This window comes from Pseudomonas putida, from assembly GCF_002741075.1.
GTDB classification, from domain to species: Bacteria; Pseudomonadota; Gammaproteobacteria; order Pseudomonadales; family Pseudomonadaceae; genus Aquipseudomonas; species Aquipseudomonas putida_T.
Genome location: NZ_CP016634.1, coordinates 5,612,036 through 5,637,474 on the forward strand (window position 1 = coordinate 5,612,036; position 25,439 = coordinate 5,637,474).

The window sequence follows — 25,439 nt, forward strand, 5'->3', positions numbered from 1 at the left end:
TTGCACGCAAGCCCGGAACACGTCCGACAGATCCCGAAGTTCGCCCGGCAAGCGGTTGCCGCCGAGTGGCCATTCGAGAGGTAGATTTATAGGGAGAGTCGCGTCCTACTTCAGCCGCGCGCGGGGCCGAGTGGACCGGATGGGGGATGGGTGATTCATGGTACCTCCTGATCTTGTATTTTTTTTCAGGCCATCAGAGTGTCTGTTGAGCTTGGTCTAGGCAGAACACTCAGTTCATGCTTGCATGCTAGCATGCAAGAAATCCCGTCGCAATCATCCCTCACTGCCTTTCGTCCCTGAGATTGCTCAAAAAAAAGCCACGGCGTGAGCACGTGGCTAAAGGGTGTCGCACGTAGGAGGGGTCTACGCAAGCTTCACCAAAGGGCAAAGGTATAATCGATGTTTACGCGCAGTTCGTTGTCATCTCGGTGGGTGGCCCCCGGCCCGAAGTCATTGCGGTACCAGGCGTGCCTTACCCTGAACGCGACGTCCTTGAAGGTACCGCTCTGGATCACGTATGAGAGCTCAACGTCTTTCTCTGTCTCTTTCAGGTTGCTGCCCCCTAGCTTTGGCAGATCAATGTTGTCACCACTGACATAGCGGAGCATTCCCTTCAGCCCAGGGAGGCCGGCGCCCACGAAATCGTAGTCATATTTGACCTGCCAGCTTCTCTCCTTGGGATTGAGAAACTCCGAGCTCAACGTGCCTTCGGTGATAACAAGAGGCTCGGTGCCAAAAAGATAAGGCATAGCCGTGTCACCGGTTAACTGCATGTATCCAGCGCCCAAGCGGTGCCCACCCAGCTGGTAGGTGAGCATCAACGCGGTGTTCCGGTTGTCTACCTTCCCAGCTTTCGAAGCACCGTCTTCGCGCGAATCATAAAAGCGGAAATCAGAGGTCAATCGACCAGGTCCGATTTCGCGGTTGTCCACGAAGCCGACGTAGTTCTTGTCGTAGATATCTTCAAGCTGCGCGTAGTAGTACTTGAGGGTAAGGTTCTTCGACCACGCGTAATCGCCTCCCAAGAAATAGAATGCATCAGATTCAGCTGCCCCATTGAAGCGGCCATTAGGTGCCGCTACCCGCATCTTCTGGTAGTCAGTCGAGTCACGCAGGTTGATTCGGTCAAGCCACCCAGCATGCAGCGACAGGCCATCAATGTCCTGCGAACGTAGGTAGGTGCCACGGAAGGTCTGCGGCAGCAGACGGGTTGGACTCGCGAAGGCAATTGGCAGAAATGTACTGACGGTACCGTACTGAAGCTCGGTCTTGGAGATCTTCATTTTGGCTGTCAAACCCAGCTCGGAATAATCCCTGGCTGGTTCTCTGGTGCTAGCCGAAAAAGGCAACAGACCCGTTCCGACCCGATCACTCGACGAGTCCAGTCGTAACCCCATCATGGCTTGAGCATCCATACCAAAGCCCACCGGCCCGTCAGTAAAGCCGGAAGAGAAATTGACGATGAATCCTTGGGCCCATTCCCGGGCAGCAGCTTGCGGGGTCTCGTTGATGTAGTTGCGGTCAAAGTAGTAGTTGCGCAGGGTGGCCTTGGCTTTCGAGTCTTCGATGAATCCCGCCGCCTGGATGGAAGTCGCCTGTGCTACAAGCAAGCCTGCTAGGGCTGCAGTTCTAGATCTGCTCATGTCGTGTCTTCTTTTTTGTTCTTGTTGGTGAAGCTGGAGAGGTTCAAACCACGGAAGCTTTCAGCTCAGGGCTTTTTTTTAGTGACGACAGATAGAACAACGAGATGGCGGCGAGCACGATTCCAGGTGCAGAAGCCAGCATGACACCGCTCGCTCCTGCACCGAGAACCATCATTTTCCCTACCACGAGAGGCCCGGCCATCGCACCTACCCGGCCAACGGCCACTGCTGCACCGGTTCCGGTTGCGCGGCCGTTGGCGGGATAGAATTGAGGTGCGAGCGCGTAAAGCACGCATTGCCCGCCAGTTGTGAAGATCCCCGCGAGGAAGCCTGCGCCAATCATGGCTGGCAGGGAGATAGCAGCAGTCAGGCACGCCAGGGAAACAAGAATGCCGCCATAAACCAACCCTGACATGGCCCAGATCGGAAGCCGATCCATGGCGACACCCAACATCAGGGTCCCCACCGCAGCACCTAACTGCATGGACAATACGACAATGCTTGCCTCGCTCGGCTTGAAGCCCTGCCCGATCAAAATGCTCGGCAGCCAGTTGATCAGGATGTAGGTGACCATGAGGGTGAAGAAGAAGCTAACCCATAACAGCAAAGTGATTTTGAGCGTTCCACCGTCAACCAAAATGCTCTTGGTAGTAGGGATTTCGGTCGAAGCGACTTGAGCATTTGCCTGCTTGTACAAATCAGGGAGATAGAGAAGCAGCAGCGGGACGATAACCAGAGGCACAACTCCGCCGACGTAAAAAACAAGTTTCCAGCCTACGCCAAAATCGAGGAGGCCAATGGCTGCAGCCAAGGCCGCACCCAGCGGAACACCGCAGTACATCAAGCTAACAGCAGTGCCACGCATGCGCTCGCCAGCTGCCTCAGAAGCCAGGGCAATCAGGTTTGGCAGCGATGCGCCCAATCCCACCCCGGTCATTAGCCGAGCAAACAGCAGCGCGCTGAAGCTCCAGGCGATTGTCGTGACGAGCGAGAACACACCGAATAGTGCCACCGACACGATGAGCACTTTTTTTCGACCGTATCGGTCGGCAAGTCGGCCGCCAATGAAGGCCCCCGGCAGCATGCCGAGAACGCCGACACTGAAAACCCAACCCATCTGCAGTTTGTCCAGACCGAAATCGGCAGACATACCATGCGCTGCGATTCCCGGTGCTTGCAGGTCTAAGCCCTCCATCAAGGCAACCAGAAAGCACAGTGCGATAGTGATGAAGAGTTTGGTCTTATCCGTTTTGTCAGTCATAGCAACCCCTTCCAAAGCTCTCAGAAAACTTCGGAACACAAAGTGATTGGTGTGAAACGCTGGAAAGTCAGGTAAGCGAAAAGACGCTCATCAGACACTCACAATGTGAGAGGTGCACTCAAATACGCGCAGCGTATTCTGGGGTGCTGACGACGATACTTTGGCAAGGCATTCATATTGTTAAGCTCTCTTATTGTTGTGCTTAAAACCCCCTCCCTGAAGGAAGGGGGCATCGCTGCGGACAGCTTGCGTGGAGCTGTCTGCGAACCTCAGCGCTTCAGCAGATCCAGGGCGACGTCAACGATCATGTCTTCCTGACCGCCGACCATCCGGCGCTTGCCAAGCTCAACGAGAATGTCGACAGCCTTAATGCCGTAGCGAGCCGAAGCTACCTCCGCATGACGAAGGAAGCTGGAGTACACGCCGGCGTAACCCAGAGCCAGGGTTTCACGGTCGACGCGCACTGGGCGATCTTGCAGTGGACGCACCAGATCATCTGCAGCATCCATAAGGGCGTAGAGATCAGTGCCGTGGTTCCAACCCAGCTTGTCCGCGGCCGCAATAAATACTTCCAGCGGGGCGTTACCTGCACCGGCGCCCATACCGGAAAGGCTGGCATCAATCCGATCACACCCTTCTTCGACGGCAACGATCGAGTTGGCAACACCGAGACTCAAGTTGTGGTGGGCATGGATGCCGGTGTGGGTAGCTGGATCGAGAACAGCTTTGACGGCACGGAAGCGCGCGCGGATGTCCTCCATGTTCATCGCACCGCCTGAGTCCACGACGTAGATGCAGGTGGCACCGTAGCTTTCCATCAGCTTCGCCTGCTGGGCGAGACCTTCAGGGGTCTGCATATGGCTCATCATGAGGAAGCCGACCGTGTCCATCCCAAGCTCACGGGCATATTCGATGTGCTGCTTCGACACATCAGCTTCGGTGCAATGGGTGGCTACACGAACCACCCGAGCACCCGCCGCATAAGCTGCTTTGAGATCGTGCAGAGTACCGATACCAGGAAGCAGCAGGGTCGCGATCTTGGCGTGTTTGACGACATCAGCAGCGGCTTCAATCCACTCGATGTCGGTATGCGCACCAAAACCGTAGTTGAAGCTGGAACCCTGCAGGCCATCGCCGTGAGCCACTTCGATAGAATCCACTTTGGCAGCATCAAGCGCGCGAGCAATTGCTTGCACCTGGTCCAGCGAATACTGATGGCGAATGGCGTGCATGCCATCGCGCAGGGTCACATCGGAGATGTAGAGCTTTTTACCGTTCATAACTGCGCTCCTCAGGCCTGGCTCATCGACTGTGCCATGCGTTCAGCAGTCGCCAACGCAGCAGAAGTCATGATGTCGAGATTGCCCGCATACGCCGGCAGATAATGGGCAGCCCCTTCAACCTCGATAAACACAGAGGTCTTCAGACCGCTGAATTCGCCGTGGCCTGGGATGTTCAGCGGCGCCGTGTCCGGGATCACTTCGAACTGCACTTTCTGCTTCAACCGATAGCCCGGTACATAAGCATTCACCGCAGCAACCATCTCTTCGATGGAGGCCTCAACATGGTCTTGGTCTGCTGCTTCAGAAAGGACATACACAGTGTCACGCATCATCAACGGCGGCTCCGCTGGGTTCATGATGATGATGGCTTTACCCTTTGCCGCACCGCCGATCGCCTCGATGGCCTTCGAGGTGGTTTCAGTGAACTCGTCGATGTTCGCTCGAGTACCTGGACCAGCGGATTTAGAGGCAATCGATGCAACAATTTCCGCGTAATGCACTTTGGCGACGCGCGATACAGCAGCCACCATGGGAATGGTCGCTTGGCCGCCGCAGGTGACCATGTTGAGGTTCTCAGCGTTGACGTGCTGCTCAAGGTTTACGACGGGAACGCAGTATGGACCAATAGCCGCGGGAGTCAGGTCGATCACCCGGATGCCAGGCTTGGTTGCTCGCAGCAGCGCGTCGTTTTTGACGTGAGCACCGGCGCTAGTGGCATCGAACACGAAATCGACATCAGCGAATTCCGGCATTTTCACAAGACCCGCAACACCCTCGTGGGTTGTCGCAACGCCCATACGACCGGCACGGGCCAGGCCATCTGAGGCGGGATCAATACCGACCATCACTGCCATTTCCAAGTGCTCGGCATTACGCAAGATCTTGATCATCAGATCGGTGCCGATGTTTCCGGAGCCAACGATGGCAACTTTACGTTTGGTAGTCATTTCAAAACCTCCGTCACACGACACTGAACGACACGCCGACTCGGCCAAGGCCTTCGATTTCGGCTTCAAAATGATCACCCGCGCTGACACCTACCATCGGTCCCAGGGCTCCGGTGAGAATGATGTCACCGGCCTTGAGAGGCTCACCGAACTCGGCCATGGTGCGGGCTAGCCATACAGCAGCATTCAGCGGATTACCCAGGCATTCACCGCCACTGCCAGAGCTCACGACTTCACCGTTCTTGGACATGCGCATGGTCGCGCCTCGCAGGTCGAGCCCGTCGATACGCCGAGCTGGACCGCCCAAGACGAAGCAGCCACTAGAAGCGTTGTCAGCCACGGTGTCAGCGAATTTGATGTTCCAACCTTCGATGCGGCTGCCGACAACTTCCAGTGCTGGGACAACCCAGCCGGTTGCAGCAATGACATCTGCAAACGTGGTAGATGCACTCGGCAGGTCACGCTCCAGGATTAATGCGATCTCAGCCTCGATCTTCGGCTGAAGGACGCGCTCAAATGGAATGACCTCGTTATCGCCATAGGCCATGTCAGCAAACAAGCAACCAAAGTCCGGTTGATCCACACCGAGCTGGGCCTGAACCTTTGGATTGGTCAACCCGATTTTGCGGCCCACCAGACGCCGGCCATTGGCAATGGCATAAGCCTGGTTCAAACGTTGAATCGCATAGGCATGCTCCACATTTGTGGCGCCGATGACGTCACGCAGTGGCCCAACAGGTTCGCCCTTTCCTTCAGCTTTGCGCAGCTCAGCCGCTAAGCGCTCAAGGGTCTCTTGTGAAGTGTTCATGCGTGACCTCGGTCAGTGGGTAAGGAAATCAAGAACCATGCGGTTAAAGGTGTCCGCGTGCTCCCACTGCGCCCAATGTCCGCACTTGTTGAACACATGCAGCTGGGAGTTAGGGATGCCAGCAACCAGGCGCAGGCCGGTGTCGAGTGGAACGAAACGGTCGTTACGCCCCCAGATAACCAAGGTCTCTGCGTTGATTTCACCCAAGCGATGGCCGAAATCCGGGAATTGCTTCAGGTTGGCGGCAAGGCTTGCAGTGAAATTCTCAAGATGGTCTTTGCGGGCCAGCATGTTGTCCAACCGCGTCTGGAACAGCTCCTCAGTCAGATCGCTGGTGTCGTAGACAAAGATGCTCATCATCTTCTTGAGGTTTTCGATCGTAGGCTCGCGATACAAGCCATTGAGCAGTTTGATGCCTTCGCTTGGCATCGGCACAAACGGGCTCACACCGCCCGTACCGCCTCCCATCAGAACCAGTTTGCCAACGCGCTCTGGCCAGGTCAGAGAGAAGGCAACTGCGGTGTGCCCCCCCATGGAATTACCGAGGATGTGAATCTTGTCCAGGTCGAGCTTGTCGACCAGACCTTTGAGCACGCGGGCGTTCAGATCAGAGCGAGAGCCGGTGCTCACGATCGAATCGCTTTTGCTCCAACCTGGGCAGTCCATCAGGATGACGCGAAAGCCGGCGTTTACCAGTGGCTCGATGTTCCGATTGAAGTTGGCCCAGCCACTCGCACCAGGACCTGAGCCGTGGAGCATCACAACGGTTTCTTTGCCTTCACCGCAGTCGTTGTAGTGGATGTTCAAATCCAGATCGCCATCCTGGATGCGAACGAATTTGCTGGTTTCTTTTTCAGTGATTGCAGTCACGATTAAGTCTCCGTGAAGGTGTATTAGCGCTGGGTGTGCGCACTGATAGAGCCGAAGCCTGCGATCCACTCAGGAATCGGTCGGTAGTAGCGGTCGGTAGCGGTGTAGGCGCCGTGAGCCGCCAAGGCCGAAAACGCAGCGACCCAGGCCTTGACCTCATGCGTCGATTTGCCGGCCAGCTCCGAGAGATGGGAGTTACTGAGGTCATCAAGCTGGCTCACCAGATCCTGCTCAACGACATCCAGGAAGTACTGATCCCACTTGGGATTCAGTGGATGAAGGGTGTTCTGATCTTCAACAAATCGTTCAGCAGCCACGACGACTCGTTGAGTACGGGCATCGCGCTCTTCAGGCGGTAGATCCCGACCACTGCCCATCAGCCGGTCGGCCATGCGTGCATCGACCTTTGCCAACTCTGGCACTGGGGGCTGATGAGACAGCCCGCCCGAGCCCAAGAACAGCACCCGCTTGTTGAGCCCGCGGGTGAAGCGGCCAATCGCTTCACCGAGCAACCGGACACGCTCAAACGTCGGCAGAGGTGGTGCCACACAGTTCACGAAAACAGGAAGAACGGGATATTTGTCCAGGCCGCCGAGCAGAAACTCAAGTGGCTGAGCGAAGCCATGATCGACCTGCATCCTGTAGGACACGGCCAGATCGATTCCCGACGTCAGAACAGATTCAGCACAGGCTTCGGCAAGTTCTTTGGGTACAGATAGCGTGCCGGCAAGTGAACCAAAATCGCCGATAGCTTCCGCGGCCATACCTAAGCAGAAAGGCGGCATCACGTCGTAGAAAAAGCCGTTGTAGTGATCAGGCGCAAAGAGCACCACGAGCTCTGGGTTGAAGGCCTCGATCCGCGCTCGAGCGGCCCGAACCACTTCGGCCACTTCATCCAGCACGTCTTGGGTTGGGTCGAAATGCCCAATAAGGGGGGTGTGCGACAGGCAATGTAGGTAAGCGTTCATCGGTACGGAACCTTTACGTCGATGCCCCAGTGCAGGCCGCCTCGCACTGGGACGGCATGAGCGGAACCCTGATACGCCCATGAGGCGGCGGGATAACGCCATGCAGGTAGATTTGTTGTTGTCTGCCCAATCATCATGCACGCTAGAATGCTAGCATGCAAGTACAACAAGGCCCGCTCATCGCTCTGTGATCGACCGCCCAGCACCAGAACGAGAGCAGCCCGCCGACGAGCGACAACAGCGAAAATGACTGAAATCTGGTTTACTATCAGAAATGCTAGAATGTAAGCCTGATCCTGACATCAATTCGCAACAACCGACCTGGGAATTCGACTCGAATGCAAGTGGCAAATAAAAAGACCGCTATCTACCAACATATCTTGGAGCGCCTACTCACTTGCCGATATGAGTTCGGGCAAAAGATTCTGGTCAAGGAAATTGGTGAAGAGACCGGAGTCAGCCGCCAGCCGATCATGACTGCACTGAACAGCCTGCAAGAAAGGGGCTTCGTGGTGATCACGGCCCAGGTCGGATGCGAAGTGGTACACCCTACTCAGTTGGAGGTTGACGATTTCTACGAGATGTTCGCAAACAACGAGGCACTCATTGCCGGGCTTGCAGCCGAGCGCGGATCGCCCGAAGAAGTCTTGAGAATGACCGAAATCAACGACAAAATCAGGAGTATCAATCCGCAGCACAGTGACGCATCCGAAAGCTATCGCGCGCTCAATGTCGACTTCCATCGACTGCTGCACTCCATGGCTAAGTCTCCCATCCTTTCGGCCCGTCAAATTGCGAACTTTGAATTGTCCGACTTCTTCATCGTCCAGACTTGCGGCTTTCAAGTACACCTGGGCGCAGCGACAGATGAGCACGATGGAATTATTGCAGCGCTGAAAACTAGAAACAAAAAGGCCGCAGCCGAAGCGGCTGCGAGCCATATTCATAGCGTTGCGCGGGATGTGGCTTCTAAAATGTCTGCCGACGCGAAGCTTGCCTCATAGAGGAAAAGCGAACTCCAGCCAGAGAGAATCACCCTTGGGACCGTTCCTAACGGAGGTCTCGCGCATCCACTTCAAGACAACCCCAGAGGTTTGGTCAAAGGCGTAAAAAATCTGCGGCCCGATAGCAAATTTGCGCAGGCGATTTCCATCATCCAGCTCACCGTGATCCCACTGATCATCGGTGACCTGCTTGGTGTAGTAGCCCACCAGACCAAGCTGGACCTTCGGGTTCGACTGCAGTCTGTATCCCAGTAAATAGTCGATGTTCAGCACGTTCCCTGACCGGTAGTCAGTGTCATCGTTTTTTGCGTTGATGGTGAAGGTGGGGGCTACTGAGACCTCCCAGTCTGGGTGCGGGAACCAGGTCAGATCGAACTCCTGAGTGTAGCTCGCATTACCGGTTGGGCTGTTTGCCAGTTTGCTTCCATCGTAGTTCCCAAGTGGGACAAAAGCACTGAAGCCCGTAAGCAGGTGCAGATTTTCAGACGGTGAGTAACCGATGTACAGCGGCGTAAGATACAGTTGTCTAAACCCAGAATCGGTATCGCTATTCCCAAAAGCCTCTACTTTTATCTTATTCGCAGAAGCAATTACACCACTACTCAGCGTAATGCCACTGTCGAATTTGGCATCCCAAGTGTGCACTACCCGCACAGCTTGAATGAAATTTTCCAGACTAAATCCCGGAATCGCCGAATCACCATGCTTATCCTTGAAGCTATCAGCCTTGTAATAGGCGGTGTAGCTGTAGAGGGATGTATCGCCTGGAGCCGGCAGAATCGCGGGCAGCACTGTTTGCACCCCGAGCGGCCATACTGTGTCACCATTCTCGGTGGCATTAACGTCCCAAGACACAAGCAAAGAACATCCGATCGCACCGACTAAGCCGGCACGAGCTACATAACTTTTCATTTTTATTATCCTATGTAATGTCTACCGTTTACTGCTTGGTATTGGCACCGATCAATATAAATGTAATAAGCGCAGGCTCACTACCCGGATTTCGCCAGGCGTGGACATTTCCTTGCTGGACTACAACATCTCCACTGGAAAGCTCTCGGACTTCACCGTCATCAAGCTCCAAGATGAGCGGACCTTTGACAACGACTCCGTAATCGATCGTCGGCGATGCATGCATGCCAGGGCGCTCCGGATCGAAGCACTCGTATAGACCCAGGAGCTTGCGCTGCTGCTCCGCGTTTGCGTCATTGGGGTCAAAGTCAGAAGACCCAAACACCGAGTCAGGCGGGAAGCTGACTGCCAGACATTTTGTCTCTCCCGGCTTGGGCAGTAACGTGGACGACTCTCGCACTGGGTCTACTAAGCCTTCTGGGATTACAGGAAGTGAAGCGGTCTCCCAAATGAGCGAGGTCGCAAAACCCGGCACATGCTCATACTCATAGGTATGAGGAGCTAAGCCGTCACTCAGGAAAACAGATTTTCCACCCTGGGTACCCGCTACAACGCGTCTTACTTTCATGATCAGGCTCCACTGAAAGCAGCGCCGCTCGCAAACGAGCGGCGCTTCGGCTCAGCTCAGGCTAGGGTCGATAACAAAGTTGGTGAAGCCACCTTTTCGAGATGCAATGGCATCCATGGCCTCGTTAACGCGCTCAAGTGGGAACACCTCCTGATCAAAGACTGACAGGTCAAGAGTGCCTGCCGCGGCCATCTCGGCCATGTCTTGACCTTCAGCTACCGTGAACCACAAGGAGCCAATAACGCTGATCTGGAAGCACATGAGTTTGAACATCGGTACTGGCAGATCCTCAGACATGCCACCGATGTCGACCATACGCCCGCCACGGCGCAGCGCATTGATGCCATCAATGCTCAATTCGTGAGGAGCACCTGGCCCCACTGCATCAACGAATACATCAGCACCAAGACCGTTGGTGTTCTCTCGTACCCAGTCGCCAATATCATGTTCACCGACTGAGAGGGTGAGGATACGATCCGGAGCAATTTGGCGAACTCGCTCAAGCAGTTCATGGTTACGAGCCATCGCGAAAATCTTGGTTGCCCCCATTGCGAGCGCCAAAAGCACAGCACCCAGTCCGAGCGTTCCAGAAGCGCCACTGATCAAGACAGACTGACCAGAGCAAACGCCCGCTTTGCGCAATGCCGAATATGCAGTCCCGAGGTAACCAAACCGGCAGCCTTGCTCAAAGGAAATTGCCTCGGGCAGCTTCACCAGGCCGGACGCAGGAGCCGTCATGTACTGACACAGGCCACCATACGGATAGTCTTCGAAAATCTCTTGTGAGCCTGGCCCAAAGCCGAAGTAGCCCTGGAAGGTATAGGCTGTGCAGTTAATGTGCTGCCCGCGCAGGCACGCATGGCATGAACCGCAACTGCGGCCAGGATTCACATAAACCCGATCGCCCACCTTGATGCCATGAACCCCTGGCCCGACCTCTTTGACGATGCCGGCGGCATCCAAGCCATAGACCGCTGGAAGCTTAGGCAGTGGGAGGTACGGGAACCAGGTCGGATAACTTTCGATCACGTTACGCAGGTTAGGAACTAGGTTGCACGCTTTCACCTCCACCAGCACATCGTGCGCACGCAGCTGAGGGATGTCGATCGAATCAACCTGGAAGGTCGGACCAACCTGGTGCAGTCGGGCAGCTTTCATCATGCTCATTTCTTATTTTCCTGTTTCAAGTAGGCCGGGGGCCAAAACGCAGACACACAGATCTAGAGACCTGATTTATTCGCTTACGCGATGCAGAGCTCTTTTTCAGTGATGGGTGGAGATAGAGGCGGATGGAAACGCGAAGAATAGCCAGCGAGCACTCGGCAGAGAGCAGTCGTGGCTAGCCTGGGGATAGGGGGTTTTACGCACGCAATGCTGACCATGATGGGCACCGCTTGTTTGTATTTATAGTCCGATGATGCATGTTAGGATGCTAGCATGCAAGTACCCATGCGACAGTCGGCAACGCCAAGAGAGGCGTCGTATGGGTTCGACCCTTACCGGAGCAGCGCCGCAAGACCAATGCAGCGCGCCATTAATCAGGCGCCTATTTTCCGTCGCAAGCAAGGTCGTTAATGAGTAGACTCCGAAAGATGGCGATCTAACATGATTGGAGTTTCGGTTTGGTTGAGCTGGTTGAACGTGTAGACGTCTCATACATCCGCGCTGACCTCAGGCACCCTGATAGCCAGGTCAAGATGCTTCAAGGCGACCAGCTCGTTTGGTGGTACGGCCCAATACGACAAAACACAAGACCACGCTCCATTCCTCTGGCCAAGGTGCATTTCAGGCAGTTGTTCAACGACAAGCCTGGGCCTCGTACCTCAGCCATCGTCCCGTTGAGCAGCTTGCCGCACTATCGGAAAGGCACCATCTGGCGCAGCGGCAAGTGCATATCCGACACGAACCTTGCCTCAACCACTCGCGTCTTCGACGTCGACTTCGGAAAAACCGGCTGGTCGGTCACCTCAAGGGCGGAGCTCATCAAACAGGGCAATGCCCACATCTTCAGTCATCATGAGTACCCCCTGCAGTACCAGCATGATCTGACACGACTGCTTCGGTTCAAGCTGGACGACGGCAAGAGCTTACTCATCCCTTGCACTGAGTACTTCATTCGCGCCTATGCCAGAAACATGGAGGTTTGCCGCGCTCTAGCTACCTTGCGCTGGTCGGATGTGAAGTCAGTGCTCTTTGATGACACTCGACGCGACGCGCACCGTTGGCTTGTAAAACCTTCTGCGAAAATGCGCGGCTATGACGCAGTGTTCCTCGCACACCTGCTGTACGACGACTACGCAGATGAACAAATCAGGCGCGTGAATGCCCAGTTCATCTCTAGAGACCCCAGCGCCCAAATTTTCATGGAGGCAACGCCTTGGTTTACAGGTAAAGGGCAGCTTGAGTGTCGCGGCAGGTGGCTGAACGATGGCAACACATTCCTGTGCCTAAACCTGAGCCGCTCAAGCCAACCGGATGGGGAGGAAATCGAATGGCAGACCAAAAAGTTTGATAGCAGCGAAGGTAAAGAAGGAGGACGGCTGGTGCTACCGAGGCCTGTCCGAACCGCTGAAGCCGATGAGTTCCTCAATGAAAATTCCCACACTGTCCCGGACAGCCATTCGGAAATCATTGTCGTCAAACCGCCACCCTTTGGAGTCATTGGGTCGAAACGTTCCATTAAGAAAACGAAGGACGTCATTAGAACTGACCGTGGTCGGCTCGGGCCCCACCCATCAGAAGCTGGCAGTCATTCTTCCGGAGATGGAAGCGGAGCAGGCAAGAATGTTGGGAAGCTCGAGCATGCGCCCGAGGCCGAACTGGAGACGCAAGGTTTCCTTTATGACATCTGGAACGCTTTCCGTTCGATCATGGAGGACAACCCAGATCGGGTCACCAAGGTGAACTGGTATACGCCCCCGAAGTTTCAAAACCAAGGGCCACCCCGGGCAATTCGGCTGCAGCCAACAGTGGACTGGGAACCTGACGACAAATCAGCTCCCAGCTGGGTCTACCTGGACAAAAAAACCGGCGAGTGCCGCGGCCTGATGGTGCTGCGCATCGAAGTGGATGGACAGAACTATTTCTGTTTCGAGATACAGCCGATCAAGCCTGAAAAGCCTGAGTACCGAGGTGTGCTCATGAAGTCACACGTCACGTCGATGGCAGAATTCGAGGATTTCGTTCAAAAGGTGTGCTCACAAATCCGCTACGAAGTCGGACGGTTCAAGAGGATGGAGTCGTTCTTCCCTTCTGATACGAAGATCTTCAAGCACCACCAGAAGGACGCAAAAGTGTTCTATCGGAGCCGGCTGATCAACGTCTTCAAGGATATCGGTGTGGTACTGCAATGACTCAATTGGAATGAACGCTGCGTTGGTAGCTGCTCGCAGAAGGCACCCAAAGCGTTTCACCTTTATGGGTGACGTTGTACCCGGCAACCCCGCGGTAGTCGTGCGGTTGATAGATCAAGGCTTTGCGGCTTACCCTCGCCACATCGTGAAAATACGCAAGACCCTTCACGATCCAGCGTCCTTCGAAGTCCTCGTCGGTGGATTCATACAACATCGCTACCAACTCGCGCTCGGCCTTTTGCCGCTTGGCGTGGGACAACCAGCGAGCATCAGGTTTCGCTTGTAGCTCCAGCCCGTGACGTCTATTCAGGTGACCAACGAATCCTGTAACTGCCGCCACCTGTCCGGGCGATCGCTTCCAGAATGACTCGAGCGTTTTTTGCGTTGGCAAAGCGCCTAGATCTAGCTGAGCACTCTCCAACAGATTTGCTGCGGCGCGAGCTGCCAGCCTAACTGAACGTAGGTCAGTATTGCCTTGCTCCACCCGCACCTTCAGGGGATCCAAATACTCAACCAGTAGCTGGTTCGACCAGCTATCGCGTGGCTCGGTTAGAATCGCAGCCAATCGGCCCTGTTCAATAGACTGCTCACGCAGCATCGGATTAACAGTGACCAAGCATTTCTCAGCAAGAAAGCGCATCGGATTTTCTGCCTTGCGCAGCCTTGCCGCACCGAAATGCTGTAGGAGTTTCTCGTAATTCGGTACCACTCCCCAGCTTTCATCCATTGCCCGGAAGAAGGGGTAATGACCGTTGATGCTCAGTGCCGCTCTCTGGGCACCAACCCTTTCAAATAGCCAAGCCCCGAATTGAGCGAAGAGCTCGCCGAATTCACCGCTACTGAAACCCTGGACGTTAATCGCTAACCGCTTCTGGAATGTGCTCTGCCACGCACACTCTTCGCACTTGCGGCCACGCCCGGCCGGTGTGGGGGCGCCGCAGGACTCACAAGGACGGTCGGGATTGGAAGCGCAAGTCTCGCAGCGTGCGACACCATCAGCAGCAGTGACGAGTACCCTGTAGTGCCGGCAGGTCGGGCAGGTTGCCATCTCGGGACCACTGCAGCCTGGGCACCGCCGCAACCCAGTCACCTTACTTCGAGCAAGCCGCTGAGAGAGCTTTCCGCAGACTTCACAGGACTCGGCGGTTCGGAAATAGTATCTGCAAGGCTTACATACGGGACCGTATTCAGTGCGTAGTGCCGTTTCAAACTCGGTTTTACCGCATCTTACGCAAGGCCCAGCCCGCTCACAGGCAGCGCAACGGGCAGCCAGGTCAAATACCGGCAGGCGAGCAAAATTGCCGCAGGCGGCACACATACGTCGCTTAAATAGCCGTGGGTAACACGTATCGCAATACCGTTTGCCCGCATGCACCTTCTTGGCTTTAGCCATCTCCCGATCGCATCCAGCGCATCCTGCATGGGTGGATGTATCTTCAGATGCCATTTCTATGCGTCCTTCTCTGCAAACGGTGCCACCTACGCCACACCTCTTGAGGCGAGTGCGTGCGTTTGAGGCCCATATGACCTGGCTTGTGCGGCGTATTGGTGAGCACCGAAAGCATCTGGTGAAGGATGTCGGGCACACTTACTGCGGGCAACGGAAATGAAGTAACAGGCAGCTTAGCCTCGGCTGCACTCTCCACGAATCGTTCCGGCCCAGCCTGCATTATCACCCAAGCTTGCCCCAACAGCCCAGCGCGCTCGGAAGGCGTCCCGTACTCAAACGGTAACCCAAGCGATGAAGCCTGCAGCTGCGACAAATCCACGCCCATTGCCTCGCAAAAAAGATGCGATCCGGCTGAAGGATGTCGCGTTACCTGTTCAAGGAAACTGACCATGACGCGAGCGATACACATCCATTCCGAAAAACCCAACGGAACCCGCCCATAAAACGGCATCGACTGGCTCGCTGAATCGGCGAAGGTTTGAAACGTAAGCGCGGCCTCAACCGGTGGAGTCAATGCAGCTTTTCCTAAGGGCTGGCCGCATTGGTGACACTCGGAAAGTGGGCGATCGACACACAGCCGCGCAGGCTGAAGCGCCGAACTGCATACGACGCAACGATCAATCAGAAGCATGTTGTGCCATGGGCAGGCCGTATGCCAGGCCAAGCGGTGTTGTAGCAGAAAGTGGGGAACACCACTCTTGATGCAGTCAGGGCAACACATGAGCCCCCCTGCATGTGATCGGCTCCGGCAACCCAGCGGCAATATCCAAGGCAAGTACATTGAGCGTTGGAGAACAGGCCTGGGATGCAATCGTTGCATAACCGGCCATAGCGTACTGGCTAAAAGCTGATGTGAGCTTAGGCCGGACATACCGGACAACCTATCCAAGTTAGCCCAAGGATGCGCTCGATCAGGGTCGACGCTCCATGCATGGCTACCTGGCCAAACTGCACCAGTCAGCGAACTGGGCAAGCAGCCATGAGCATGTGCTGTTCTCACTAACCAGGAGGAAAACAGCTCATCGGGCAAAATGGGCGGGGTAAGCGGCCACCGCGGGTTTACACAACGCGCTCCCGGATGCCACGTGTAGGACGTTTCCACGACTTACTCTCAATGAGCTGTCGATCGATGCATTCCTTCCCAGAGTTAATAGCTTCCGTGGCACATTCGAGCAGCAAGCCGTGTAAATCCCCCGTATTGCCACCCGAAATGGAATGGATCAGCTGGGCAAGCTCCGGCTTGTAGAGTTCAGAGGCCTTCTTCAACGGCAACACGGCCTCGAATGCCTTAAGCAAGCGTTGGAAATCCGCATTCAGCTTCCAGGTTTCCAACTTGATGACGTCAAAACGACTGGCATGCTGCGGATCTAGGTGCAGGATCTGCACTGCATTTGGAGTGCCCACGCCAACGATCGGGATCATCAGTGTGTTACACAACATCTTGAGGGCGTTCATGACTTCCCGCTGTTTTGTGGCGGAGCCTGTGAGCATCGAGTGAACCTCATCGATGATCAACATACGCACTTTTAGCTCTCGCAGCGCGTGAATGACCTGGAACCTCAGCGTGACCTTGGAATCGGTGGTCTTGTAAGGCATCCACATGCGATCAAGAATCGCAATGTAGAGATCTTTCTCTTCAGCAGATGGCGGCGCCTCGGCCAAGATTATCGGCCGCACAGGCTCGGAGTTCTCGTCAACGTAGCCCTCACCATGCGTCTTCTCAAAATGCCGAACGATGGTGGTCTTACCGTTGTTTGGGTCACCGACAATGAGCATGTTAGGCATTCGAGGTCGCTTGGGAGCATCAAGTAGGCACTCAAGGCTATCTAGAATGTGATGAGCAGCCTTGTAGCCAATCCAACGAGGCTCGCCCATGAAGCGAATACGCTCTCGGGCGGAAAGCTGCAGCACAGGCCTGAAGTCGGCGTGGAGGTGTGCGTACTCAGTCATTGGATATCACCAATCAGGTCAACATCATCAAGCAGCAACCCTTCGTCAGAAGGAATTGGATGTAGTGGTTCTACAAGGGTTTTGACAGGCTGCGCTGGGGTGACGTTTTTGCTGTGCACCTTGTGCTTCTGAGCATCACGACGCGCCTTTTTGGTACTTGCCGAGGCCTCACTAACGATCTGACGGCGTTCCTGGATCAGCCTGCCAATCAATGCCTCATCAATATGCTGCCGGCCTTCATCAACCGCCTGCTTCTTCGCTGCACGGAACTCCCATAGAGTCGCTGCTGGGAAGGCCTGGTTGGCCACAGGTACCCTGAAGTATTGCTTGAGTACTGGGTCATAGAACCAGATCACGCTGATATCACGCGGGTCTCTTCTGAAGACAAACTTGCGGGCTTGGCCGGTTGCAGGATCTGTAGTCCCGATCCAATGTCGTAAGGCTTCCGAGTAGTAGTAGACATCAAGCTGCACACCATAATGCTGGACGGTGCGGCGATAAGAAGGCATGAAGTCCAATTGGACAGTCAGCGGATCTGCAGGCCGCGGAGGAATACTCACCAAGGCATCGGCTTCACGGCTGCCGAAGAAACCGATGTGCCATTTGCGCGCGGGGCTCATGTAGATCGCTGAGTGGTTGCGGTTGTGATAGAGGATGATCGATTTCACCAACCATTCCTCGAACTCACCCATCGTGAGCGCGGCGTGCTTGTCCGAGTTGTAACCGTCTCGATCAGGCACACTGCTGTACGTAGTACCTGGTAGCTCATGCAGCTCGCTCATGAAGGTACCGAGAAGACGCTCGATATGACCGCCGTATTTGGGACGCTTCACCGGCCGGAACTGGTTCTCAATGTTGTAGTTCGCACACGATCGACGGAAATTCTCAGCCTGGAAGTCAGGACCGTTATCGGTGTGCACCACACGAGGGAAGCCCCACACAGGCCACTCACCTCGAACATTGTGTAGGTTCAGCCAGGCTTCCTTCGGCAAAATTGAGTGCGCCAAGCACATGCCTACGGAGATTTCTGAAGGGTCTTCCAATGCCAAGTAATAGCCAGTAATCATCCGAGAGTGCACGTCGATCGCCAGGCTCAGCCACAACCGACCAATTGGCTTGCGATGTCGGTCATCCACGATGATCAAGTCGATGGGCGTATGGTCGATCTGGATTACAGCCAACGGGTAGTCAGCACCTGGGAATTTCCCTACTGAAGGTGTATGCCGATTCCGAGCCTTGTCCGCGTAACCACGCCTGCGCAGAACGATCTTTTCAGGAATGCGCTTGATACGGGCTCTGATCGCAGAAGCACTGGGAGGTTTGATTCCAAGAGCTTTTGCCTGCGACTCGATTTCTGCAATGGTCGACTGGACCGTTCTACGCTGAATGGTCAGGTAGTGCTGATCAATCACGTCATCGATGAGCTTATCCGCCTGGGCGCTTAACCGACTATTACCCGATTGCCATCCACGCTTGCGAGGCACCAGCGCCAGGACCTCGTGCCAGCTTTGGTAGCGTTCAAGCCAGCGATAAAGCGTGGCGGTATCCACACCAACTTCCTTGGCACGCTCTTCTACGCTGCTTCTTGGCAGGACTGAGTCACGTAACAATGGTTTGATCGCTGAAAAGCGCTGCTGAGCCACTGCCCACTCATCCGAGCTGATCGTCGAAACGTCATAGTTAACGTACAACCCATCAACCCGCTCTTGCTCAACTGGTAGCAGCTCTGCGATCCGAAGCGACACGCTTCGGCCGGTCTCCACTTCGACGCCGACGACATTCTGAAAGTCGAGCAACTGGACGATCCGGAAGATCTGCTTGTCGCATCGGACCATCTCGCCCACTTCAACACGCACACGCTCCCTGGACGGTTCGTAAGGAACAAAGTGCTCGTCCGTGTCGATCTCATAAATGTTCATCGCGTGGCCACCCAAAGCTCAAGGTATTCATTCAAAGGCTCGGTGATATCGCATTCCACCCGCCCAGTTGCGATCAGGTGCCACAACAGAGCTACCCCGCGATCACGATATAGGCCCTTGAAATGGCGTGCCAGTAAGTAGTGGACAGGAGCAAACTCCATCTCCTGAAGCGTTTTCAAGACCATCTCGATGTCTACCTGATCGAAATCCAACCGCTCGAATCGCTCTAGGAAGGTGATGTTCTCGAGCGGTAATCCACGGATGCGCGATTCGTCGTAAATACTGAAGGTCCATCCTTCCTGCCTCGCGTAACGACGCGCTGCCTTCCATTTTCCGAGCCAAGCGCGCCAATTCTTACGCCACTCGTAGGCGGGCTTTACCTCGACCAGCATCGGCTTGATGTAGTCCATGTATTCAACGTCGGCGGGCTGGCGATAGTGCACCAGAAAGTCTGGGGTATAGGTCTGGGCTCGCCCAAGGGAGTCAACGAAGTCAACGCGAACAGGCTGAGCAATCACAGACTCAACTCGATGGGAGAACCTCATCCGCTTCAGAAAATCGCGCTCGAGCAATGACTCGAATGGGACACCTCCTACGCCGCGGAAGGGCAAAAACCCTGAAACGCTGCGACGTGTCGGTTTGATGGGACGGACCTGCTGAGGTTTGTCGCAGCTATTTCGAGTCATTTTCAATCCTGTCGCATCCAATTCGAAAATTATTCGCAGCTATTTGTGCAAGCAGAAACGGTACCTCGCGCCCTCTAGAGTAATGGTTTCGCAGCTATTTCGAAAGCCGACAGCGGCAGCCGACCTCAACCGGGCGAGATCACCCTGGCGCATCATGGCGTGCTGTTTCTGGACGAACTGCCGGAGTTCGAACGACGTGTACTGGAGGTGCTTCGCGAGCCGCTGGAATCGGGGGAAATCGTGGTAGCCCGTGCCAAGGATCGCATACGCTTCCCCGCACGTTTCCAGCTGGTGGCAGCCATGAACCCCTGCCCTTGCGGCTACCTGGGTGATCCCACCGGTCGCTGTCGCTGCAGCACCGAGCAGATCCAGCGCTATCGCAACAAACTGTCCGGCCCACTGCTCGATCGCATAGACTTGCACCTGACCGTGGCCAGGGAAAGCACCGTGCTGACCCACCAGCCCAGCGGTGAGTCCAGCGCCAGCGTCGCCCGCCGAGTGGCCGAGGCGCGTGACCTTCAGCAGCGGCGCCAGGGGTGTGCCAATGCCCTTCTCGACCTCAAGGGCCTGCGCCGCCACTGTGTGCTGCAAGCCGACGACCAGGCCTGGCTGGAAAGTGCCTGCGAGCGCCTGACCTTGTCCCTGCGAGCCGCCCACCGCCTGCTCAAGGTGGCCCGTACATTGGCAGACCTTGAACAGGTGGACTGCATCGGGCGTGCGCACCTGGCCGAAGCACTCCAGTATCGACCGAGCGCCTGATGACTGGGCAGTACCCTGTTCGCGGGTAAATCCGGGCTTACAAAGGTGGCGATTTCGGAACGATACTTCCCGGCACGACAGGATTGTCCTGTTTACCGCACAAGACGAAAATGCCCGCCTCTGCTATCCATTGCCTAACCCTCTCGTCGCTCAAGGAGTCCGAGCCATGCCCCACGAAGGCAGCCTGTTGCAAACTGCGGTGATCTTCTTGCTTGCCGCCGTCGTTGCCGTGCCCCTGGCCAAGCGCCTGCAACTGGGCGCGGTCATCGGCTACCTACTGGCCGGCGTGGCCATCGGCCCCCAGGCATTGGGGCTGATTCGCGACACCGAGAGCGTCGCGCACATTTCCGAACTGGGCGTGGTCCTGTTGCTGTTCATCATTGGTCTGGAGCTTTCGCCCCGGCGCTTGTGGCTGATGCGCAAGGCGGTATTCGGCGTGGGCCTGGCCCAGGTACTGCTGACCGGCGCGGTCATCGGCGCCATCGCCCTGTTCGGCTTCGGTCAGCCGTTGCCCAGCGCCGCGGTGTTGGGCTTGGGTCTGGCGCTGTCGTCGACTGCCTTCGGCCTGCAGAGCCTGGCCGAAAGCAAACAACTCAATGCCCCTCACGGGCGCTTGGCCTTCGCCATTCTGCTGTTCCAGGACATCGCCGCCATCCCCTTGATCGCCCTGGTGCCGCTGCTGACGGCCAGCGGCCCGGACACCAGCCACGGCGACAGCCTGCAGCATGGCCTGCAAGTGTTCGCCAGCATCGCCATCGTCATCGTCGGTGGCCGCTACCTGCTGCGCCCGTTATTTCGCACCGTGGCCCGCACCGGCCTGCCGGAAGTCTCCACCGCCACTGCGCTGCTGGTGGTGATCGGCACCGCCTGGCTCATGGAGCAGACCGGCATTTCCATGGCCTTGGGTGCCTTCCTCGCCGGCCTGCTGCTGGCGGATTCGGAGTATCGCCACGAACTGGAGTCGCAGATCGAACCGTTCAAAGGTCTGCTGCTGGGGTTGTTCTTCATCAGTGTCGGCATGGGCGCCAACCTCGGGTTGCTGCTGGAGATGCCGCTGGCACTGCTCGGCCTGACGCTGCTGCTGGTGGCGGTGAAGCTGCCGCTGCTGATGCTGGTCGGGGGCCTGGCCGGTGGCCTGACCACCGCCAGTGCCCTACGCCTGGGCGTGGTGCTGGCCGCTGGCGGCGAATTCGCCTTCGTGGTGTTCAAGCTGGGCAAGGATCAGGGCCTGTTCGACGCCCGCACCCATGACCTGCTGCTGATGACCATCACCCTGTCGATGGCCATCACCCCGCTGTTGCTGCTGGCCTGCGCGCGCCTGCTCAAGCGCCTGCAACCGGCCCGCGAAGTGCCGGAGCACTACAAGAGCATCCAGGCCGATACCCCGCGGGTGGTGATCGTCGGCATGGGCCGCATGGGCCAGATCGTCTCGCGCATCCTACGGGCGCAGAAGATCCCCTTCATCGCCCTGGACACCTCGGTGGACACCATCGAGATGACCCGCACCTTAGAACAGGCTCCGGTGTTCTACGGCGACCCACAACGACCGGAGGTGCTGCATGCGGCCAAGGTCGGCGAGGCCGAGTACGTCATCATCACCACAGACGATCCGCAGGTCACCACCCGCATCGCCGAACGGGCCAAGCGTCTGTATCCGCACCTGAAGGTGATTGCCAGGGCACGCAACCGCCAGCATGTGCACAAGCTGATGGACGTGGGCGCCGAGCCGATCCGAGAGACGTTCCATTCCAGCCTCGAAATGAGCCGCCGGACCCTGCTCGGCCTAGGTTTGTCGGACGAGCAGGCCGCAGACCGCATCCAGCGCTTCATCGAGCACGACGAACAAGTGCTCGAGGCCCAAGGCCGCGTGCGCGATGACCGGGCCAAGGTCATGCAGACTGCCCAGGAAGCGCGCAAGGAACTGGAGCGGTTGTTCGAGTCGGATGAGCCGTAGGGCATGGCTTGCGGGCACCCCGACTGACGCCACACAGCGCTCACCTGCGATACGGATGGAAAACGGCGTTGCTGGGGTAGACTGCCCCATGCGCCCATCCTGAGAACCTCTGCATGGAAGACCTCAACTCCCTCTACTACTTCACCCAGGTAGTCGAACATGGCGGCTTCGCGCCAGCCGGCCGGGCCCTGGACATGCCCAAGTCCAAACTCAGCCGACGCATCGCCGAGCTGGAAGAACGCCTGGGTGTGCGGCTGCTGCATCGCACCAGCCGCCACTGCTCGCTGACCGAGGTCGGCCAGGCCTATTACCAGCGCTGCCTGGCCATGCGGGTGGAGGCCGAGGGGGCCGCCGAGATCATCGAGCGCAACCGCAGCGAGCCTCGGGGCCTGGTACGTATCAGTTGCCCCACCACCTTGCTCAATGCCTGGGTGGGGCCGATGCTGACCCGCTACATGGCCAAGTACCCGCAGGTGGAGTTGTTCATCGAGAGCACCAACCGCCGGGTCGACCTGCTTCACGAAGGCTTCGACATCGCCCTGCGGGTGCGCTTTCCGCCGCTGGAGAACACCGACATGGTGATGAAGGTACTGAGCAACAGCACTCAGTGCCTGGTGGGGCAGCCTTCGTTTCTCGAGCGACTGCCGAAAGACTTCGAGCCGCAGATGCTGGGCCAATTGCCCAGCCTGCACTGGGGTGGTTCGCAGCGTGAGTATCAGTGGGAGTTGTTCCAGGACGAGCGCATGGCGCAGAAGCTGGTGATTGCACACACGCCCAAGGTGGTCACCGATGACCTGTTCGCCTTGCGCCACTTCGTGGTGGCGGGCGTGGGGATTGCGCATCTGCCACGGGTGGCGGTGCGCGAAGATCTGGCAGCGGGCAGGCTGGTTGAAATGTTGCCGGGCTGGCACCCGCGCTGCGGGATCGTCCATGCGATCTTCCCCTCGCGGCGGGGGTTGCTACCGTCGGTGCGGGCGTTGATCGATCATCTGGCCGAAGAGTTCGCGGTCAGCGACATGGCGTGAGACCAATGGGGCCGCAAAGCGGCCCCCGCTGGTTCAGAAGGCAAAGCACGAGCAGCCTAAAGCCCCCCAGAAACCTTGGTAGTCATTCACCGGCACACTGGAATGGCGCGCCTTTTCATGGCTATGGGCATGCACGCCACAAGGCCCGACGCACTGGTGCACCGCCGCCGCCAAAGGCGCCCCGGCCCGCCAGTGCCCTGGCACCTTCACTACCGGCGACCACTCCGGCAACACCGGCAGCACAGGCGGGCCGAGCTTCTCGAAGTCGCCCGCGGCATACACCACCTTGCCATCGACTACCGTCAGCACCGACTCGATACCCTTGATCGCTTCCTCTTCGACGCTGAAGAAGTCCTGCGACAGCGCTGCCAGGTCCGCTAACTGGCCCACCTTGATCTGCCCTTTCTTGCCCTGCTCGCTGGAGAACCAGGCGCTGCCATGGGTGAACAGCTGCAAGGCCGTCTCACGGCTCAGACCCTCCGGGTAAAGCGCCAGCCCGCCAACGGTCTTGCCGCTGACCAGCCAGTACAACGAAGTCCACGGGTTGTAACTGGACACCCGGGTGGCATCGGTACCCGCGCCCACCGGCACACCCTCGGCCAGCATGCGCTGAACCGGCGGGGTCTTTTCCGCAGCCTTGGCGCCGTAGCGGTCGACGAAGTATTCGCCCTGGAAAGCCATCCGATCCTGGATGGCGATGCCGCCGCCGAGCGCACGTACCCGCTCGATGTTCTTCGGGGTAATGGTCTCGCAGTGGTCGAAGAACCACGGCAGCCCATTGAACGGAATGTCGCGGTTCACCTTTTCGAACACATCGAGCATGCGCGAGATGGACTCGTTGTACGTGGCATGCAGTCGGAACGGCCAGCGTTGTTCCACCAGGTGACGGACCACCGGTTCGAGCTCCTGCTCCATGGTTTGCGGCAAGTCGGGTCTCGGCTCGAGGAAGTCCTCGAAGTCGGCGGCGGAAAACACCAACATTTCGCCCGCACCGTTGTGGCGGAAAAAGTCGTTGCCGTCACCGGGTTTGACGATCTTGCTCCAGTTCTGGAAGTCGGCCAGCTCTTCCTTGGGTTTCTGGGTGAACAAGTTGTAGGCGATGCGCACGGTCAGTTGGTCTTGCTTGGCCAGCTCCTGGATCACCTGGTAGTCGTCCGGGTAGTTCTGGTAGCCGCCGCCGGCATCGATGGCGCTGGTCAGGCCCAGGCGATTGAGCTCGCGCATGAACTGGCGGGTGGAGTTGACCTGGTATTCCAGCGGCAACTTCGGCCCCTTGGCCAGGGTGGCATACAGGATGGTGGCGTTGGGCCGGGCAATGAGCATGCCGGTGGGGTTGCCGAACTTGTCGCGCTGGATTTCGCCCCCAGGCGGGTTGGGCGTGTCCTTGGTGTAGCCCACGGCCTTGAGCGCCGCGCGATTGAGCAGGGCGCGGTCGTAAAGGTGCAGCAGGAACACCGGGGTGTCCGGCGCGGCCTGGTTGATCTCCTCCAGCGTCGGCATGCGCTTTTCGGCGAACTGGAACTCGTTCCAGCCGCCGACCACCCTCACCCACTGCGGGCTCGGCGTGCGGTCGGCCTGGTCCTTTAGCATGCGCAGGGCGTCGGCGAGTGAGGGCACGCCTTCCCAGCGCAGCTCCAGGTTGTAGTTCAGGCCGCCACGGATCAGATGCAGGTGCGAGTCGTTGAGCCCCGGGATGACCGTGCGTTGCTTGAGGTCGATCAACTGGGTGCTGGCACCTTTGTGCACCATGGCGTCGGCATCGGTGCCCACGGCGAGAAAGCGGCCATCCTTGATAGCGACGGCGCTGGCCTTGGGCTTTTCACGATCGACGGTGTGCAGTCGGCCATTGAACAGGATGAGGTCGGCAGTCATGGGATCTCCTGAAATTGCGGCGTGAGCGGTATCGGTGAACGGCAGTGCGGACCAGAGTGCACCTGCGGCGCCCAGCACGGTGCTGGTGGCGAGGAACTGGCGGCGGCTCTTGTCGGTAGGGTCCTGGTTCATGGTGATCTCCGGCGGGTGCGTGATCGACAGGCGTGTGAAGGCTAGCAACGGATGCGTCGACCCGCGCGGCAGTTG

The 25,439-nt window shown here is 57.3% G+C and carries 20 protein-coding genes and 1 pseudogene; 5 read left to right on the top strand and 16 right to left on the bottom strand.

What is annotated here, in order from left to right:
• Positions 1-374: 374 nt before the first annotated feature.
• From IEC33019_RS26365 to mhpB, 7 genes are all read right to left on the bottom strand, one after another.
• A complete protein-coding gene (locus tag IEC33019_RS26365) occupies positions 375-1,643 on the bottom strand; it encodes an OprD family porin (protein ID WP_015272282.1) in 1,269 nt (422 codons plus the stop codon).
• A gap of 43 nt (positions 1,644-1,686) precedes the next feature.
• Positions 1,687-2,904: a 3-(3-hydroxy-phenyl)propionate transporter MhpT gene (gene mhpT / locus IEC33019_RS26370; protein ID WP_015272283.1), complete on the bottom strand. Its 1,218-nt coding sequence runs from the start codon at positions 2,902-2,904 to the stop codon at positions 1,687-1,689.
• Between the two features lie 269 nt (positions 2,905-3,173).
• A complete protein-coding gene (gene mhpE, locus IEC33019_RS26375; RefSeq protein ID WP_015272284.1) occupies positions 3,174-4,184 on the bottom strand; it encodes a 4-hydroxy-2-oxovalerate aldolase in 1,011 nt (336 codons plus the stop codon).
• A gap of 11 nt (positions 4,185-4,195) precedes the next feature.
• The gene (locus IEC33019_RS26380) at positions 4,196-5,134 is read right to left on the bottom strand and encodes an acetaldehyde dehydrogenase (acetylating) (RefSeq protein ID WP_015272285.1); all 939 of its coding nucleotides are present in this window, start codon (positions 5,132-5,134) and stop codon (positions 4,196-4,198) included.
• Between the two features lie 13 nt (positions 5,135-5,147).
• Positions 5,148-5,942 (bottom strand): 2-keto-4-pentenoate hydratase, encoded by a 795-nt coding sequence (mhpD, locus tag IEC33019_RS26385; protein WP_015272286.1) that lies wholly within the window; start codon positions 5,940-5,942, stop codon positions 5,148-5,150.
• Positions 5,943-5,954: 12 nt separating this feature from the next.
• Complete coding sequence (locus IEC33019_RS26390; protein ID WP_015272287.1) at positions 5,955-6,812, bottom strand: alpha/beta fold hydrolase; 858 nt, start codon at positions 6,810-6,812, stop codon at positions 5,955-5,957.
• Positions 6,813-6,835: 23 nt separating this feature from the next.
• The gene (gene mhpB, locus IEC33019_RS26395; protein ID WP_015272288.1) at positions 6,836-7,780 is read right to left on the bottom strand and encodes a 3-carboxyethylcatechol 2,3-dioxygenase; all 945 of its coding nucleotides are present in this window, start codon (positions 7,778-7,780) and stop codon (positions 6,836-6,838) included.
• 338 nt (positions 7,781-8,118) lie between these two features.
• Here mhpB and IEC33019_RS26400 point away from each other — a divergent pair, with 338 nt between their 5' ends.
• On the top strand, positions 8,119-8,784 hold the full coding sequence (locus tag IEC33019_RS26400) for a GntR family transcriptional regulator (protein WP_015272289.1): 666 nt from the start codon (positions 8,119-8,121) through the stop codon (positions 8,782-8,784).
• On the opposite strand, the gene IEC33019_RS26405 is transcribed toward IEC33019_RS26400, so the two are convergent.
• The 3 genes from IEC33019_RS26405 to IEC33019_RS26415 are packed head-to-tail and all read right to left on the bottom strand — an operon-like array spanning position 8,779 to position 11,431.
• Positions 8,779-9,696, bottom strand: a complete 918-nt coding sequence (locus tag IEC33019_RS26405) for a SphA family protein (RefSeq protein WP_015272290.1) — start codon at positions 9,694-9,696, stop codon at positions 8,779-8,781. The two genes, IEC33019_RS26400 and IEC33019_RS26405, sit on opposite strands and share 6 nt — an antisense overlap.
• A gap of 28 nt (positions 9,697-9,724) precedes the next feature.
• Positions 9,725-10,264 (bottom strand): cupin domain-containing protein, encoded by a 540-nt coding sequence (locus tag IEC33019_RS27945; RefSeq protein ID WP_015272291.1) that lies wholly within the window; start codon positions 10,262-10,264, stop codon positions 9,725-9,727.
• Between the two features lie 51 nt (positions 10,265-10,315).
• The gene (locus tag IEC33019_RS26415) at positions 10,316-11,431 is read right to left on the bottom strand and encodes an alcohol dehydrogenase catalytic domain-containing protein (protein WP_015272292.1); all 1,116 of its coding nucleotides are present in this window, start codon (positions 11,429-11,431) and stop codon (positions 10,316-10,318) included.
• Positions 11,432-11,886: 455 nt separating this feature from the next.
• Between IEC33019_RS26415 and IEC33019_RS26420 the strand changes: the two genes are divergently transcribed.
• A complete protein-coding gene (locus IEC33019_RS26420; protein ID WP_015272293.1) occupies positions 11,887-13,617 on the top strand; it encodes a hypothetical protein in 1,731 nt (576 codons plus the stop codon).
• Position 13,618: 1 nt separating this feature from the next.
• Here IEC33019_RS26420 and IEC33019_RS26425 read toward each other — a convergent pair whose 3' ends face one another.
• From IEC33019_RS26425 to IEC33019_RS26445, 5 genes are all read right to left on the bottom strand, one after another.
• On the bottom strand, positions 13,619-14,665 hold the full coding sequence (locus IEC33019_RS26425; protein ID WP_174442281.1) for a hypothetical protein: 1,047 nt from the start codon (positions 14,663-14,665) through the stop codon (positions 13,619-13,621).
• Between the two features lie 388 nt (positions 14,666-15,053).
• Positions 15,054-16,169: a TniQ family protein gene (locus IEC33019_RS28085; RefSeq protein ID WP_015272295.1), complete on the bottom strand. Its 1,116-nt coding sequence runs from the start codon at positions 16,167-16,169 to the stop codon at positions 15,054-15,056.
• Positions 16,127-17,017 carry a TniB family NTP-binding protein gene (locus tag IEC33019_RS26435; RefSeq protein ID WP_015272296.1) on the bottom strand — a complete coding sequence of 297 codons (891 nt, stop codon included), beginning with the start codon at positions 17,015-17,017 and terminating at the stop codon, positions 16,127-16,129. Before IEC33019_RS26435 ends, IEC33019_RS28085 begins: the two co-directional genes overlap by 43 nt.
• The gene (locus IEC33019_RS26440; protein ID WP_015272297.1) at positions 17,014-18,936 is read right to left on the bottom strand and encodes a Mu transposase C-terminal domain-containing protein; all 1,923 of its coding nucleotides are present in this window, start codon (positions 18,934-18,936) and stop codon (positions 17,014-17,016) included. The genes IEC33019_RS26435 and IEC33019_RS26440 overlap by 4 nt, the downstream gene beginning before the upstream one ends.
• Positions 18,933-19,481 (bottom strand): heteromeric transposase endonuclease subunit TnsA, encoded by a 549-nt coding sequence (locus IEC33019_RS26445; protein ID WP_028699239.1) that lies wholly within the window; start codon positions 19,479-19,481, stop codon positions 18,933-18,935. The genes IEC33019_RS26440 and IEC33019_RS26445 overlap by 4 nt, the downstream gene beginning before the upstream one ends.
• A 255-nt stretch (positions 19,482-19,736) precedes the next feature.
• Between IEC33019_RS26445 and IEC33019_RS26450 the strand changes: the two are divergent.
• The 3 genes and pseudogenes from IEC33019_RS26450 to IEC33019_RS26460 all read left to right on the top strand — a co-directional run.
• Positions 19,737-20,381, top strand: a pseudogene (locus IEC33019_RS26450) (ATP-binding protein); the annotation flags it as partial.
• A 166-nt stretch (positions 20,382-20,547) separates the two neighbouring features.
• Positions 20,548-22,335, top strand: a complete 1,788-nt coding sequence (locus IEC33019_RS26455) for a monovalent cation:proton antiporter-2 (CPA2) family protein (protein ID WP_070093871.1) — start codon at positions 20,548-20,550, stop codon at positions 22,333-22,335.
• Positions 22,336-22,448: 113 nt separating this feature from the next.
• Positions 22,449-23,360 (top strand): LysR substrate-binding domain-containing protein, encoded by a 912-nt coding sequence (locus IEC33019_RS26460; protein ID WP_099594086.1) that lies wholly within the window; start codon positions 22,449-22,451, stop codon positions 23,358-23,360.
• Between the two features lie 33 nt (positions 23,361-23,393).
• On the opposite strand, the gene IEC33019_RS26465 is transcribed toward IEC33019_RS26460, so the two are convergent.
• Complete coding sequence (locus tag IEC33019_RS26465; protein ID WP_070093869.1) at positions 23,394-25,364, bottom strand: amidohydrolase; 1,971 nt, start codon at positions 25,362-25,364, stop codon at positions 23,394-23,396.
• Positions 25,365-25,439: the final 75 nt, after the last annotated feature.